The sequence below is a fragment of the Pseudoxanthomonas sp. SORGH_AS_0997 genome (assembly GCF_031453535.1).
GTDB classification, from domain to species: domain Bacteria; phylum Pseudomonadota; class Gammaproteobacteria; order Xanthomonadales; family Xanthomonadaceae; genus Pseudoxanthomonas_A; species Pseudoxanthomonas_A winnipegensis.
In genome coordinates this window covers 3996719-4012036 of sequence record NZ_JAVIZI010000001.1, presented here as the reverse complement: position 1 = coordinate 4012036, position 15318 = coordinate 3996719, and the positions used below count along the sequence as shown (strand labels likewise).

The window sequence follows — 15318 nt, the reverse complement described above, 5'->3', positions numbered from 1 at the left end:
CTGCTCCGGTTAGCTTTATTTCTGTCCGGATGGCCTGCGCCATCCCTTGGATTTCGTGATTGGGGATTCGGGATTCGGGATTGGCTGAAGCGCGCTGCGCTGCTCTTGCCAATCCCGATTCTCCAATCCCGAATCCCGGCACTTACACAGCGGCCGCGCCGCCGACGATCTCGGAAATTTCCTGGGTGATCGCCGCCTGGCGGGCCTTGTTGTAGGACAGCTGCAGGGTGCCGATCAGCTTGCTGGCGTTGTCGCTGGCGGCCTTCATCGCGACCATGCGCGCGGCATGCTCGGAGGCCACGTTCTCCAGCACCGCCTGGTACACCAGCGACTCGACGTAGCGCACCAGCACGTGCTCGAGCACGGTCTTGGCATCGGGTTCGTAGATGTAGTCCCAGTCGTGCTTGGCGACGTCTTCCTCGGCCTGCGGCAGCGGCAGCAGCTGGTCGAAGGAGGCCTTCTGCGACATCGTGTTGACGAAGTGGTTGTAGACCAGGAAGACGCGGTCGACCTTGCCCGACTCGTACGCCTCCAGCATCACCTTGACCACGCCGATCAGCTGTTCCACATGCGGCACATCGCCCAGGTGGCTCAGGCTGCCGACCATGTCGACCTTGAGGCGACGGAAGAACACCGAGGCCTTCTGGCCGATGGTCACCACGTCGATCTGCGCGCCCTTGTCCTGCCACTGGCGCATCTCGCCCAGGGTCTTGCGGAACAGGTTGTTGTTCAGACCACCGGCCAGGCCGCGGTCGGAGGACACGATGATGTAGCCGACGCGCTCGACCTTCTCGCGCTCCACCAGGTAGGGGTGCTGGAAGTCGGTGTTGGCCTGGGCCAGATGGCTGATGACCTGGCGCATCGCCCGCGCGTAGGGGCGCGAGGTCTTCATGCGGTCCTGGGCGCGGCGGATCTTCGCGGCCGAGACCATCTCCAGGGCGCGCGTCACCTTGCGGGTGTTCTGCACGCTCTTGATCTTGTTCTTGATTTCGCGTCCGCCTGCCATCTCTCGCTCCGCTCGTGGGATTCGGGATTCGGGATCCGGGATCGGCCGAAGCCATCCGAATCCCGCTCCTGCGAATCCCTAATGCCTAATCCCCAATCCCGGCTGCTGCTTACCAGCTACCGGTCTGCTTGAACTCCGCGATGCCCTGCTTGAAGGCGCCTTCGATCTCGCCGTCCCAGGCACCGGTGCCGTTGATCTTGTCCAGCAGCGCGCCCTGGGTGTTGGTGAAGTGCGCATGCAGGCCGGCTTCGAAGGCCAGCAGCTTGTTCACCGGCACATCGTCCAGGTAGCCCTCGTTGACCGCGTAGATGGACAGCGCCTGCAGGGCGATGGACATCGGCGCGTACTGCTTCTGCTTCATCAGCTCGGTCACGCGCTGACCGCGCTCGAGCTGCTTGCGGGTGGCTTCGTCCAGGTCCGAGGCGAACTGCGCGAACGCCGCCAGCTCGCGGTACTGCGCCAGCGAGATGCGGATGCCGCCGGAGAGCTTCTTGATGATCTTGGTCTGGGCCGCGCCACCGACGCGCGAGACCGAGATACCGGCGTTCACCGCCGGACGGATGCCGGCGTTGAACAGGTCGGTTTCCAGGAAGATCTGGCCGTCGGTGATCGAGATCACGTTGGTCGGCACGAACGCCGAGACGTCGCCGGCCTGGGTCTCGATGATCGGCAGCGCGGTCAGCGACCCCGTCTTGCCCGTGACCTCACCCTGGGTGAACTTCTCGACGTAGTCCTCGGACACGCGGCAGGCGCGCTCCAGCAGGCGCGAGTGCAGGTAGAACACGTCGCCCGGATAGGCTTCGCGACCCGGCGGGCGCTTGAGCAGCAGCGAGATCTGGCGATAGGCCACGGCCTGCTTGGACAGGTCGTCGTACACGATCAGCGCGTCCTGGCCACGGTCCAGGAAGTACTCGCCCATGGTGCAGCCGGAGTAGGCGCTGATGTACTGCATCGCGGCCGACTCCGAGGCGGTGGCGGCCACCACGATGGTGTGGGCCAGCGCGCCGTTCTCCTCGAGCTTGCGCACGATATTGGCCACCGTCGAGGCCTTCTGGCCGATGGCGACGTACACGCACTTGATGCCCGAGTCCTTCTGGTTGATTACCGCGTCGATGGCCATCGCGGTCTTGCCGGTCTGGCGGTCGCCGATGATCAGCTCGCGCTGGCCGCGGCCGATCGGGATCATAGCGTCGACCGACTTGTAACCGGTCTGCACCGGCTCATCGACCGACTTGCGCCAGATCACGCCCGGCGCCACGCGCTCCACCGGCGCGGTCTGCGCGGTGTTGATCGGACCCTTGCCGTCGATCGGCTCGCCCAGCGCGTTGACCACGCGACCCAGCAGCTCGGGACCGACCGGCACTTCCAGGATGCGGCCGGTGGTCTTGGCCACGTCGCCTTCGCGCAGGTGCTCGTAGTCGCCCAGCACCACGGCGCCGACCGAGTCGCGCTCCAGGTTCAGGGCCAGGGCGAAGGTGGGCGTGCCCTCGCCGGCGGGCGGCAGCTCGATCATTTCGCCCTGCATCACGTCGGCCAGGCCGAAGATGCGCACGATGCCGTCGGACACGCTGGTCACGGTGCCTTCGTTGCGCGATTCGGCGGCCAGCTTGACCTGCTCGATGCGGGTCTTGATGAGGTCGCTGATTTCAGAGGGGTTGAGCGTGGTGGCCATGATGGTTTTCCTTGTGCAGCCGGTGCGCGGCTGCGGATAAATGAAAGCGTGTGCCTGTCGCCAGCCGGTCGCTGCAGCGCGTCCGGCGGCGCCTGGAATCAGCCCGCCAGCGCCGTCTGCAGGCGCGCCAGCTTGCCCTTGAGCGAACCATCGATGACCACGTCGCCGGCATCGATGATGGCGCCGCCGATCAGCGAAGCGTCCACCTCGGTGGTCACCTCGACCTGGCGGCCGAAACGCTTGGCCAGCGCGGCCTTGATCACGTCCAGCTCGCCCGGCGGCAGTTCGGCCGCCGAGGTCACCCGGGCCAGCACGACGTGCTCGGCCTGCGCGCGCAGCTGCTCGTAGAGCGCGGCGATCTCGGGCAGCAGCGCCAGGCGGCCGGCATCGGCCAGCACGCCCAGAAAGCGCGTGAACTCATCGCCTGCGCCTTCGGGCGCCAGCAGCGCCAGGGCCTGCTCGCGGGTCAGCTGCGGATTGGGCAGCAGCGCGGCGATGCGCGGATCGGCCGCGACCTGGGCGGAGAAACCCAGCGCCTGCGACCACGCCGGCAGCTGCTGCGCATCCTGCGCCGCGCCGAAGGCGGCGCGGGCGTAGGGGCGGGCGAGCGTGATGGACTGACTCATGATCGGATCATCCGCCTTAGATCTGCGCAGCCAGTTCGTCCAGCAGCGCCTTGTGGGCGGCCGGATCGATCTCGCGGTGCAGCAGCTTCTCGGCGCCACTCACGGCCAGCACGGAGACCTGCTTGCGCAGCTCCTCGCGGGCGCGGTTGGCGGCGGCGGCGATCTCTTCCTGGGCCAGTTCCTTCTGCCGGTTCGCCTCGGTGATCGCCTCGTTGCGGGCGGCCTCGACGATCTGGTTGGCGCGGGCGTGAGCCTGGTCGATGATCTCGTTGGCCTTGACGCGAGCGTCCTTGAGGGCCTCGTTGGCCTTCTCCTGCGCCTGCGCCAGGTCCTTCTGGCTGCGGTCTGCAGCGGCCAGGCCTTCGGCGATCTTCTTCTGCCGTTCTTCAAGCGCCGCATTCAGCGGCGGCCAGATGAACTTCATCGTGAACACAATCAGGATCACGAAGGAAAGCATCTGGCCGAAGAAGGTCATGTTGACGTTCATGACGTGTCCTCGACGGGTTCGTTCAACCCGCCATGCGATGACCGCATGGCGAGCGTTACCTGGCGATCCGCGGATGCGGATCGCGACGACGGCTGATTAGCCGCCCTGCGCGTTCAGCACAGCGGTGAGCAGCGGGTTGGCGATACCGAAGTACAGCGCGATGGCCAGGCCGATGATGAAGGCGGCGTCGATCAGGCCGGCCAGCAGGAACATGCGGCCCTGCAGCACCGGGATCAGCTCCGGCTGACGGGCGGCCGATTCCAGGAACTTGGAACCCATGATGGCGATGCCCAGGCAGGCACCCAGGGCACCCAGACCGATGATGAGGCCGATGGCGATGGCGGTCATGCCCTGCAGGTGTGCGATGAATTCCATGAAAACTCTCCAGCGATTGGTTGGTTAGTACGAAAGGGTGAAGCGAAAAACGGTCGAAGCGGCTTTAGTGGCCTTCACGCGCACCGGCGATGTAGACGACGGTGAGGATCATGAAGATGAAGGCCTGCAGCAGGATGATCAGGATGTGGAAGATGCCCCAGGCCGCGTTGGCGATCACGCCCGGCAGGAAGGTCACCCAGCCGCTCATCAGGCCGGCGATGAGCATGAACACCAGCTCGCCACCGTACATGTTGCCGAACAACCGCATGGCCAGCGAGATCGGCTTGACCAGCCACTCGATGATGTTCATGGCCAGGTTGACCGGCGCCAGGATGATCGCGCCGATGCCGTGCGCATGGAACGGCGCGGTCAGCAGCTCCTTGCCGAAGCCGAAGCCGCCCCTTGGCCGCCAGCGCATGGCCGATCAGGATGAAGAACACGGTCACCGACAGGGCCAGCGTGGTGTTCAGGTCCGCGGTGGGCACCATGCGGAAATAGGTGTGGTGCGCCGCCTCGGCGCCCGCGGTGTGGGTGATCAGGAACGACGGCAGATCCAGCGGGATCAGGTCCATCGTGTTCATGAAGACCACCCACATGAAGATGGTCAGCGCCAGCGGCGTCACCGAGTTGCGGTTGCCGTGGAAGGTGTCCTTGACCTGGCCGTCGACGAATTCCATCACCAGCTCGACGAAGGCCTGACCCTTGGTCGGCACCCCGGCGGTGGCGCGGCGGGCGAAGAACGCGAACCAGGCCACAAAAATCAGGCCCAGCGTCAGCGCGATTAGCCAGCTGTCGAAATGGAACGTCCCGCCCAGCGCCTGGCCAGCGTTGTGACCCAGGTGATGGGTGATGTATTCGGTCAGACCGCCCGAATTGTTGGCTTCACTCACGTGGCAACACCTTTGCGTTGGATCAGATTGGCCAGCACCATGCCCAGTGCGGCCCCTACAAGACCGGTGATCAGCGCCAGGCCTGGCAACCGAAATCCGGCCAGACCCGCCACCAGCACCAGCAGTACCACCACCCACTTCGCCGCCACCCCCATCAGCAGTCGCGCGAAGGCGACGCCGGCCGGGGCGATCCCGCCGCCCAGCGCCACTTTCGCGGCAGCCCAGGATCCGGCGGTGAAGCCAAGCCCCCCATACAGCGCCCCGAGGGCGTGCTGCGGCGAGTGCGCCAGCCAGGCCAGCGCGACCAACACGGCGGCGGCAGCCTGCCAGGCTATCGCCCGCTGTGCCAGTTGCCGACCCGTGTTTACGGAGTTCAGCACGTCGTTGGCCTTGTGGGGTGCGAGAGACGGTGAGTGCGAGTGGCCCCGTCAAGCCGCCAAAGTATAGCAGCGCGGCGATTTTCGCGACAACCTTCAAAAGTCTGATTTGCCTGAGAAAAGCTGTCCGTTCGCTCATGTGCGTGTGCGGGCTTGGCTGAAAGCGTTTCCGCAGTGCGTCACGCGCATGCCAGGTTGGCTGGGGAACTTTTTCTCATTGGCGCCGGTCAAGGGCATGCGAGGTCTGCGACCCACTTCCTCGTCGATGCTCCGTCGCAGACCTTCCCGAGCCCCGGCGCGCGCGCCGGGGCTCTTTTGTTGCGCACCGTGCGAGCCCATGGCGCCGAAGCGATGCCAGGCCTGCGCACGCGTAGCCGCTGGCACATGGACGCCGCGTCCAGGCCGGCGGCGGGTCGTCACACGCCATCCGCATGAATGAATCTTGGAGTCTCATTTCTTCACCGGACGTGCACCGGGCCGCGTGCAGCGTGTGCGCACCTGAGCCGGGCGTCACCGGCATTACATCCGATCCGTAGAGAGAGCACCCCATGAAAGCCATCCCGTCCCTGGCCCTGGCAGGCCTGTCCCTCGCGCTGCTGGGCGCCGTCGCGGCCCCGGCCAGCGCGCAGGAGAACAACGACACCTTCACCCTGCGCGTGGGCGCCATGAACGCCGACGGCGACGCCACCCTGCGCGGCAGCGCCGAAGGCTTCGGCCAGAGCGTGAGCGGCAAGCGCGATTTCGACTTCGGCAGCGCCGAGGTGTCCCCGCGCGTGGATGGCGTGTGGCACATCAGCAATCGCAACCGTCTGATCTTCGACTACTTCCGCTATCAGAAGGACAACAAGCAGACCCTGTCCGAGGACATCTCCTACCAGGGCAACACCGTGCCGAGCGGCAGCTTCGTCAAGCTGGATTCGCGCTTCCAGCTGGCCAGCCTGATCTACGACTTCTCGGTGGTGGAGACCGACAAGTTCTCGATGGGCCTGGAGCTGGGCGCCGAGTGGGCCAAGCTGGACGCCAAGGCCACCGCCGACGCCGGCACGCTGGGCCGCTACCGCGAAACCTGGAAGGAAGACGGCGTCGCCCCCGTGGTCGGCGTGCGCTTCACCGCCACCCCGGGCGATCGCTGGCTGATCAACGTGCAGGGCCAGTACCTGGACGCGAACTGGGGCAACTTCGACTACGACGGCAAGATCAAGCGCGCCAACGCCACGGTCGAATACAAGTTCACCCAGAACTTCGGCGTGTTCGCCGGCTACGACTGGTTCAAGATCAACTACAGCGAGCCCTACACCTCCGGCGACATCACCGGTCGCGCCGGCCTGGACCTGGAGTTCAAGGGCCCGACGGTGGGTCTGACGTTTGCGTTTTAACGCGCTTCAGCGCGATGCGCGCTGAAGCCCCGAAGTTTGCTGCGCAAACTTCGGGCCCCGGCTTATGAGTCTCCAGATCCCCGCGCCTTGACTCAAGGGGGCTCTCCTTCCGGAGCGTAGGCTGGGGCTTGGTGAAAGGCTTGGTTCGCGACACAAGAAAAGCCCCGGCATGCCGGGGCTTTTCTTTTGGTCAACTTCGCGCGGAGCCTCGAACTGCCGACAAAACTTCTATCGTCATTCCCGCGAACGCGGGAATCCAGGGACTTTCGCGCGAAGCGTCGCAGACCCGCGCTCCCGCGATCGCGGGAGCGACGGACGCCGCTTACTTCTTCTTCGGGATGTACAGGTCGGTGATGGTGCCGTCGTAGACCTCCGCCGCCATGCCGACCGACTCGCTCAAAGTCGGGTGGGCGTGGATGGTGTGGCCGATGTCCTCGGCCTCGGCGCCCATCTCGATCGCCAGACCGATCTCGGCCAGCAGATCGCCGGCATGCACGCCGACGATGCCGCCGCCGACGATGCGGTGCGTCTCCTCGTCGAAGATCAGCTTGGTGAAGCCTTCAGTGCGGCCGATGCCGATGGCGCGGCCGCTGGCCGCCCACGGGAACTTGGCCACGCCGACCTTGAGCCCCTTGGCCTTGGCCTCGGTTTCGGTGACGCCGACCCAGGCGATCTCCGGGTTGGTATAGGCCACCGACGGGATCACGCGGGCCACCCACTCCTTCTTCTCGCCCGAGGCGACTTCGGCCGCCAGCTTGCCCTCGTGCGTGGCCTTGTGGGCCAGCATCGGGTTCCCGACGATGTCGCCGATGGCGAAGATGTGCGGCACGTTGGTGCGCATCTGCGGATCGACCGGGATGAAGCCGCGGTCGGTGACCTGCACGCCGGCCTTGTCCGCGCCGATCTTCTTGCCGTTGGGCGCGCGGCCCACGGCCACCAGCACGCGGTCCCAGGTGCCGGATTCCAGATCGGGCTTGGCTCCCTCGGTGGCCGATTCGAAGGTCACGGTGATGCCCTTCTTCTCGGCCTTGACGCCGGCGGCCTTGGTCTTCAGATGGACCACGACGCCCTGCTTCTTCAGGCGGTCGGCCAGCGGCTTGACCAGGTCCTTGTCGGCGCCTGGCATCAGCTGGTCCATGAACTCGACCACGGTCACCTGGCTGCCCAGCGCGCTGTACACGGTGGCCATTTCCAGGCCGATGATGCCGCCGCCGACCACGAGCAGGGACTTGGGCACTTCGGCCAGCTCCAGCGCGTCGGTGGAATCCATCACGCGCGGGTCGTCCCACGGGAAGTTGGGCAGCTTCACCGCCTGGCTGCCCGCGGCGATGATGCATTGCTCGAAGCGCAGCAGCTGGGCCTTGCCGTCGCTGCCGACGATCTCGATCTCGTTGGCCGACACGAACGTGCCCACGCCCTGGACCACGCGCACCTTGCGCTGCTTGGCCATGCCGGCCAGGCCCTTGGTCAGGGTACCGACGACCTTTTCCTTGTAGCTGCGCAGCTTGTCCAGGTGGATCTTGGGCGCGGCGAACTCGATGCCGCACTCTTCGGCATGGGCGGCCTCGTCGATGACGTTGGCCGAATGCAGCAGCGCCTTGGACGGGATGCAGCCGACGTTGAGGCACACGCCGCCCAGGCTGGCGTAGCGCTCGATCAGCACCGTATCCAGGCCCAGGTCCGCGGCGCGGAACGCGGCGGTGTAGCCGCCGGGGCCGGAGCCCAGCACCACGATGCGGCATTCGATGTCGGCCTTGCGGCCGGTGCCGGCCGCGGCCTTGGGCGCCTGGACGCCCTCGGGCTTGGCGGGCGAGGCACTGACCGGCGCGGCGCGCGGGGCCTGCGAAGGCGCGGCCGCGGCCTCGCCTTCGAGCACCACGACCAGATCGCCCTGGTTGACCTTGTCGCCGACCTTGACCTTGATCTCCTTGACCTTGCCGGCAGCCGAGGACGGCACTTCCAGCGTGGCCTTGTCCGATTCCAGGGTCAGCAGGCCCTGCTCCTTGGCCACCGTGTCGCCGACCGCGACCAGCACCTCGATCACCGGCACGTCGGAGAAGTCGCCGATGTCGGGCACCTTCACTTCGAGGGGGCCGGCGGCCGGCGCGGGTGCGGCGGCTTCGGGCTTGGGCTCGACCTTTTCGGCCTTGGGCGCCTCGGCCTTGGCCGGCGCGGCCGGCTGGGACGCTGCGGGAGCCGGCGCCGCGGCGGCTTCGCCCGCGGCTTCCAGCACCACGACCAGGCTGCCCTGCGAGACCTTGTCGCCGACCTTGATCTTGATCTCCTTCACCACGCCGTCGGCCGAGGACGGCACTTCCAGCGTGGCCTTGTCCGATTCCAGCGTGGCCAGGCCCTGTTCCTTGGTCACGGTGTCGCCGACCGAAACCAGCACCTCGATCACCGGCACATCGGAGAAATCGCCGATGTCCGGCACCTTCACTTCAATGGTGTTCGCCATGCGCGCAGCCTCCGGTTACAGCAGGACCCGGCGCATGTCGCCGAGCACCTTGGCCAGATCAGCGGTGAAGCGCGCGGCCAGCGCGCCGTCGATCACGCGATGGTCGTAGCTCAGCGACAGCGGCAGCATCAGCCGCGGCTGGAACGCCTTGCCATCCCACGCCGGCTGGATCGCCGACTTGGACACGCCCAAGATGGCCACCTCCGGCGCATTGACGATCGGCGTGAACGCCGTGCCGCCGATGCCGCCCAGCGAGGAGATCGAGAAGCAGCCGCCGGTCATGTCGGCCGGGCCGAGCTTGCCCTCGCGCGCCTTCTTGGCCAGCTCGCCGGTCTCGGTGGCGATGTCGTTGACGCCCTTCTTGTCCACGTCGCGGATCACCGGCACGACCAGCCCGTTGGGCGTGTCGGCGGCGAAGCCGATGTGGAAATACTTCTTCAGCGTCAGGTTCTCGCCGGTGGCGTCGAGCGAGGCGTTGAAGGTCGGGTACTTCTTCAGCAGCGCGGCGCTGGCCTTGATCAGGAAGGCCAGCATGGTCAGCTTGACGCCGGACTTGGACTTCTCCGCCTCCTTGTTGAGCGTCACGCGCAGGTCTTCCAGATCGGTGATGTCGGCCGAGTCGAACTGGGTGACGTGCGGGATCATGGCCCAGTTGCGCGCCAGGTTGGCGCCGGAGATCTTCTGGATTCGCGAGAGCGGCTTGACCTCGGTCTCGCCGAACTTGGCGAAGTCCACCTTCGGCCAGGGCAGCAGGCTCAGGCCATTGCCGCCACCGGCGGCCACCGGCGCGGCGGCCGGGGCGCCAGCGCCGGCGCCGGAGAGCGCCTGCTTGACGAAGCCCTGCACGTCCTCGCGGGTGATGCGCCCCTTGCGCGCGCTGCCCTTGACCTGGTTCAGGTCCACGCCCAGCTCGCGGGCGAACAGGCGCACCGCCGGGCTGGCGTGCGGCACCTTGTCGGGCATCACGCGCGAGGCGTCGAAGCTGACCGGCGGGGTGCTGGTCGGCGGCGACGGCGGCTCGGCCTGGCCGGCGGTGGCGCCGGAGGCGGTGCGCGACTGGGCCTGGGCGATCTCGCGCTGGGTCAGCTTGTCCGGCGTCGTGCCGGCGGTGTCGACCGGCTCGACCGGCGCATCGGGCTCGGCCGGCTTGGCTGGCGACGGCGCCGCCTTGGGCGCCTCGGCCGGCTTGGCCTCGGCCTTGGGCGCGTCGCCCTCGCCGGCCGGCTCGATCAGGGCCACGACCGACCCCTCCGAGAGCGTGTCGCCGACCTTGACCTTGAGCTCCTTGACCACGCCGCCGAAGGCGGCCGGCACTTCCAGGGTGGCCTTGTCCGACTCCAGGGTGATCAACCCCTGATCCTTCTGCACGGTGTCCCCGACGGACACCAGCACCTCGATCACGGGCACGTCGCTGTAGTCGCCGATATCGGGGACGCGCGCTTCCTGGGCTTGAGCCATCTTGGGGAACTCCGAAGGATTGGGTGGGACGGGCCGGGCATTGTACGTCTGCGATGCGTCGCGCCAACCTTGGCGGATGGTCGTAGCCGAAATTCTGTCAGGCCTTGACGAAATATCGTCCGATCCGCCCGATTTCGCCCTGACCCGCGCCCAACACCGCCCGTTCACCCCGTGTTGAGAACAATGCCGTCCGACGTTTGCACGCTGAAGACGCCCCGCCGATCGCGCCACCCCATGGCCCCCACTGCCCCCAACCGTTTCCCCACCCCGCCCGCGCTGGGCGATCACTGCGCGCTGTTCCTGGACGTGGATGGCACGCTGCTGGACTTCCAGGACGACCCCGCCTCGGTCCGCCTGCCGGAGGGCGGCCTGGACACCATCACCCGCCTGGCCGCACAGCTGGACGGCGCGCTGGCGGTGGTCAGCGGCCGCCCGCTGAAGGCGCTGGACCTGGTGTTCGCGCCGCTCACGCTGCCGGCGGCCGGCATGCACGGGCAGGAGCTGCGCGGCGCCCCGCAGGTCCCGCGCACCGTCCCGGCCGAAGCCCTGGCGGCGCTGCGCCGCGAGGCCACGGTGCTCTCGCACCGCTACCCCGGCGTGCTGGTGGAGGACAAGGGCAGCAACATCGCCCTGCACTGGCGCGCCGCGCCGCGCGCGGCCGAGCCGCTGCGCGACCTGGCCGCCCGGCACCTGCCGCAGCTGACCGGTTATCGCCTGCAGCCGGGCGACCATGTGCTGGAACTGGTGCCCAGCGATGTGGACAAGGGCCGCGCAGTGCGTAGGCTGCTCGAACAGCCACCGTTCGCCGGGCGCACCCCGGTCTTCGTCGGCGACGATCTGACCGACGAGTACGGTTTCGAGGCCGCCAACAGCGCCGGCGGCTGGAGCGTGCTGGTCGGCCGCCGCGCCAACAGCCATGCGATGTACGCGCTGCCCGATGTGGCCGCCGTGCATGCCTGGCTGCAGGCCAGCCTGCAGGACGCGTGACGGGTCTTCCGGATCGGTCTTGATCGCAAGCCTGCAACACCCGCGCTTTCTCCTCCCACTTCGCAACATCCCCACGGAGCCCGCATGCGACAACCCAACCTGGACATGGGCGTGATCGGCAATGGCAGCTTTGGCGCCTTGATCGACAAGCAGGGCCGCGTGGTCTGGAGCTGCATGCCCGCCTTCGACGGCGACCCGGCGTTCTGCGCGTTGCTGGGCCCCAAGGACCAGGTCGGCGGCGACTTCGCGGTGGAGCTGGAGGACCTGGCCTCCAGCGAGCAGCACTACCTGACCAATACCGCGATCCTGCGCACCGTGCTGCGCGATGCGCACGGCAACGCGCTGGAGATCATCGACTTCGCCCCGCGCTGGCGCGAGAACCAGCGCTTCTACCGGCCAGTCAGCATCATCCGCCAGATCCGCCCGCTCACCGGCAACCCGCGCATCCGCGTGCGTGCGCGGCCGCTGGCCGACTGGGGCGCGCGCAAGCCCGAGTCGACCTGGGGCAGCAACCACGTGCGCTGGCTGCTGCCCGAGTTCACCCTGCGCCTGACCACCGATGTGCCGGTGCGCTTCATCCGCGAGGAGACCGCCTTCGTCCTCAACCACCCGGTGCATCTGGTGCTGGGCGCGGACGAATCGCTGCGCCGCTCGCTGCCCGGCTACGTGCGCGAGGCGCAGGAGAACACCCATCACTACTGGGCCGAGTGGGTGCGCTATCTGTCCATCCCACTGGACTGGCAGGACGCGGTGATCCGCAGCGCCATCACGCTGAAGCTGTGCCAGTACGAGGACAGCGGCGGCATCATCGCGGCGATGACCACCTCCATCCCCGAAGCGCCGGACACGCCGCGCAACTGGGACTACCGCTATTGCTGGCTGCGCGATGCCGGCTTCGTGGTGCGCGCGCTCAACCGATTGGGCGCCACGCGCACGATGGAGCAGTTCCTCGGCTACATCTTCAACATCGCCACCCACGACGGCACGCTGCAGCCGATGTACGGCATCAACTTCGAAGTCGAGCTGCACGAGCACGAAGTGCCCAGCCTGGCCGGCTATCGCGGCATGGGCCCGGTGCGGCGCGGCAACCTGGCCTGGATCCAGAAGCAGCACGACGTGTACGGCTCGGTGGTGCTGGCCTCGACCCAGCTGTTCTTCGATCAGCGTCTGGTCGATCCGGGCGACCGGCATACCTTCGAGCGGCTCGAGCCGCTGGGCGAGCGCGCCTTCGCCCTGTACGACGTGCCCGACGCGGGCCTGTGGGAATTCCGCGGCCGCGCCGAGGTGCATACCTATACCAGCGTGATGTGCTGGGCCGCCTGCGATCGCCTGGCCAAGATCGCCGAACGCCTGGAGCTGCCCGAGCGCGCCGCGCACTGGCGCGCGCGCGCCGACACCATCCGCGCCACCACGCTGGAACGCGCCTGGCGCGAGGACCTGGGCTGGTTCAGCGCCTCGTTCGAAAGCGACTACCTGGACGCCTCGCTGCTGCTGCTGGCCGATGTGGGCTTCATCGCGGCCGACGATCCGAAGTTCGTCGGCACCGTCGAGGCCATCGGCCGCACGCTGAAGAAGGGCGACGCGCTGTTCCGCTATGTGGCGCCGGACGACTTCGGCGAGCCGGAGACCAGCTTCACCATCTGCACCTTCTGGTACATCGACGCGCTGGCGGCGATGGGCCGCAAGGACGAGGCGCGGGCGATGTTCGAGCGCATCCTGGCGCGCCGCAACCACGTCGGCCTGCTGTCGGAGGATCTGACCTTCGACGACGGCGAGGCCTGGGGCAACTTCCCGCAGACCTATTCGCACGTGGGCCTGATCACCGCGGCCATGCGCCTGTCGCGCTCCTGGCAGGAGGCCTCATGAGCCGGCTGGTCGTCGTCTCCAACCGCGTCGCCCTGCCCGGCCAGCCGCAGACCGGCGGCCTGGCCACGGGCCTGCGCGCGGCACTGACCGAGCGCGGCGGCATGTGGTTCGGCTGGAGCGGCAAGGTCACACGCGAGCCCAGCGGCAAGCTGCACGAGCAGCGCGAAGGCGACATCACCTTCGTCACCATGGACCTGGACCGGGCCGACCACGACGCGTACTACACCGGCTTTGCCAACGGTTCGCTGTGGCCGCTGCTGCACTTCCGCCTGGATCTGGTCGACTACGACCGCAGCAAGCGCGAGGGCTATGCGCGCGTCAACGCGCTGTTCGCCGACAAGCTGGCGCCGCTGCTGCAGGACAGCGACACGGTCTGGATCCACGACTACCACCTGATCCCGCTGGCCTCGCTGCTGCGCGAGCGCGGCGTGGGCTGCAGGATCGGCTTCTTCCTGCACACGCCGATGCCCTCGGCCGACCTGATCGTGGCCCTGCCCGATCACCAGCGCATCTTCAGCACGCTCTACGCCTACGACCTGATCGGCTTCCACACCCGGCGCGACGTGGAGCGCTACCAGGCCTATGTGCGCCTGTTCGCCGGCGGCAAGGTGCTGGGCCCGGACCTGATCGAGTCGCCGGACGGGCGCCGCGTACGCACCGGCGACTTCCCGATCAGCATCGACACCGGGCTGATCGCCCAGCAGGCCCGCGCCGCGGCCAACAAGGCGCCGGTGCGCGCGCTGCGCGAGAGCCTGCGCGGGCGCGAGCTGGCCATCGGCGTGGACCGGCTGGATTACTCCAAGGGCCTGCCCGAGCGCTTCAACGGGTTCGAGCGTTACCTGCAGCGGCACAAGGCCCAGCGCGGCAGCCTGACCTTCCTGCAGATCGCGCCGGTCTCGCGCGGCGAGGTCGCCGAGTACCGCCTGCTGCGCGGCCAGCTCGAGCAGATCGCCGGCCACGTCAACGGCACCTATGCCGAGGCTGACTGGACCCCGATCCGCTACGTCAACCAGAACTACACCCACGCCACGCTGACCGGCTTCTACCGCATGGCCCGGGTCGGCCTGGTCACCCCGCTGCGCGACGGCATGAATCTGGTCGCCAAGGAGTACGTGGCCGCCCAGGATCCCGAGGATCCCGGCGTGCTGGTGCTGTCGATCCTGGCCGGCGCGGCCGACGAGCTGAGCCAGGCGCTGATCGTCAACCCGCACGACCTGGACGGCGTGGCCGACGCGATCGCCACGGCCGCGGCGATGCCCAAGGCCGAGCGCATCGAGCGCTGGCGGGCGATGTTCGCGCACCTGCAGAAGCACGATATTTCAGAGTGGCGGCAGCGCTATCTGGAGGCGCTGGAGCAGGGGTGAGGGGCTTCGTGGGGCTGGGTCTGGCGTGGGCGTCGTGTTGCGGCGCCCGTTGCTCAGGGTGGCGCGCCGGCTGTCTGACGGCAGGAAAGGGCGTCGGCGCTTCCGTCTTCAAGCGTTCCCGGTGATCTAAAGCCAGAAGCAAGAGCACCCCTCCCAGCCCTCCCCTTCGCCTTCGGCGAAAGGGAGGGGGCGGACGGACCTCCCGAACTGGGACTTCGGCGCTCGGTGCCAATTTCCCGGCCTGGCCGGCGCGCAGAACGCTCGCGACCACCCGCCTCCTCCCTTGCGCGCGGCGCAGGGGAGGGCTGGGGAGGGGTCGGGGCTTTCCCGATCGAACACCAGCGGCGATGCATTCCTCGTCGTTCCCGCAGAAGCG

General features: G+C 67.8%; 13 protein-coding genes and 1 pseudogene. 4 read left to right on the top strand and 10 right to left on the bottom strand.

The features are described from left to right. Positions 1 to 142: 142 nt before the first annotated feature. From atpG to QE438_RS17455, 8 genes and pseudogenes are all read right to left on the bottom strand, one after another. The gene (gene atpG / locus QE438_RS17490; protein ID WP_130515123.1) at positions 143 to 1006 is read right to left on the bottom strand and encodes a F0F1 ATP synthase subunit gamma; all 864 of its coding nucleotides are present in this window, start codon (positions 1004 to 1006) and stop codon (positions 143 to 145) included. Between the two features lie 109 nt (positions 1007 to 1115). Further along, positions 1116 to 2678 carry a F0F1 ATP synthase subunit alpha gene (gene atpA / locus QE438_RS17485; RefSeq protein WP_130515121.1) on the bottom strand — a complete coding sequence of 521 codons (1563 nt, stop codon included), beginning with the start codon at positions 2676 to 2678 and terminating at the stop codon, positions 1116 to 1118. Positions 2679 to 2776: 98 nt separating this feature from the next. Continuing rightward, complete coding sequence (locus QE438_RS17480) at positions 2777 to 3304, bottom strand: F0F1 ATP synthase subunit delta (protein ID WP_306993805.1); 528 nt, start codon at positions 3302 to 3304, stop codon at positions 2777 to 2779. A 16-nt stretch (positions 3305 to 3320) separates the two neighbouring features. Beyond that, positions 3321 to 3791: a F0F1 ATP synthase subunit B gene (locus QE438_RS17475; RefSeq protein ID WP_130523792.1), complete on the bottom strand. Its 471-nt coding sequence runs from the start codon at positions 3789 to 3791 to the stop codon at positions 3321 to 3323. Between the two features lie 96 nt (positions 3792 to 3887). Beyond that, positions 3888 to 4166 carry a F0F1 ATP synthase subunit C gene (gene atpE, locus QE438_RS17470; protein WP_130515115.1) on the bottom strand — a complete coding sequence of 93 codons (279 nt, stop codon included), beginning with the start codon at positions 4164 to 4166 and terminating at the stop codon, positions 3888 to 3890. Between the two features lie 64 nt (positions 4167 to 4230). Next, positions 4231 to 4584 (bottom strand): F0F1 ATP synthase subunit A, encoded by a 354-nt coding sequence (locus QE438_RS17465; RefSeq protein ID WP_309735729.1) that lies wholly within the window; start codon positions 4582 to 4584, stop codon positions 4231 to 4233. Positions 4585 to 4624: 40 nt separating this feature from the next. Then, positions 4625 to 4921 (bottom strand): annotated as a pseudogene (locus QE438_RS17460) (F0F1 ATP synthase subunit A); the annotation flags it as partial. Between the two features lie 131 nt (positions 4922 to 5052). Beyond that, positions 5053 to 5436, bottom strand: a complete 384-nt coding sequence (locus tag QE438_RS17455) for a hypothetical protein (RefSeq protein ID WP_234852646.1) — start codon at positions 5434 to 5436, stop codon at positions 5053 to 5055. 545 nt (positions 5437 to 5981) lie between these two features. Here QE438_RS17455 and QE438_RS17450 point away from each other — a divergent pair. Continuing rightward, positions 5982 to 6809: a hypothetical protein gene (locus QE438_RS17450; protein WP_130515111.1), complete on the top strand. Its 828-nt coding sequence runs from the start codon at positions 5982 to 5984 to the stop codon at positions 6807 to 6809. A 322-nt stretch (positions 6810 to 7131) separates the two neighbouring features. Here QE438_RS17450 and lpdA read toward each other — a convergent pair whose 3' ends face one another. Continuing rightward, positions 7132 to 9267, bottom strand: a complete 2136-nt coding sequence (gene lpdA, locus QE438_RS17445; RefSeq protein WP_306993809.1) for a dihydrolipoyl dehydrogenase — start codon at positions 9265 to 9267, stop codon at positions 7132 to 7134. A 15-nt stretch (positions 9268 to 9282) separates the two neighbouring features. Next, positions 9283 to 10725 (bottom strand): dihydrolipoyllysine-residue acetyltransferase, encoded by a 1443-nt coding sequence (locus tag QE438_RS17440; RefSeq protein ID WP_306993811.1) that lies wholly within the window; start codon positions 10723 to 10725, stop codon positions 9283 to 9285. Positions 10726 to 10959: 234 nt separating this feature from the next. On the opposite strand from QE438_RS17440, the gene otsB reads away from it, so the two are divergent. From otsB to otsA, 3 genes are all read left to right on the top strand, one after another. Next, on the top strand, positions 10960 to 11712 hold the full coding sequence (gene otsB, locus QE438_RS17435) for a trehalose-phosphatase (RefSeq protein ID WP_306993813.1): 753 nt from the start codon (positions 10960 to 10962) through the stop codon (positions 11710 to 11712). An 84-nt stretch (positions 11713 to 11796) separates the two neighbouring features. Continuing rightward, positions 11797 to 13578 (top strand): glycoside hydrolase family 15 protein, encoded by a 1782-nt coding sequence (locus QE438_RS17430; protein ID WP_130523797.1) that lies wholly within the window; start codon positions 11797 to 11799, stop codon positions 13576 to 13578. Beyond that, positions 13575 to 14942, top strand: coding sequence for an alpha,alpha-trehalose-phosphate synthase (UDP-forming) (gene otsA / locus QE438_RS17425; RefSeq protein WP_306993815.1), 1368 nt, complete (start codon positions 13575 to 13577; stop codon positions 14940 to 14942). The genes QE438_RS17430 and otsA overlap by 4 nt, the downstream gene beginning before the upstream one ends. Positions 14943 to 15318 lie beyond the last annotated feature (376 nt).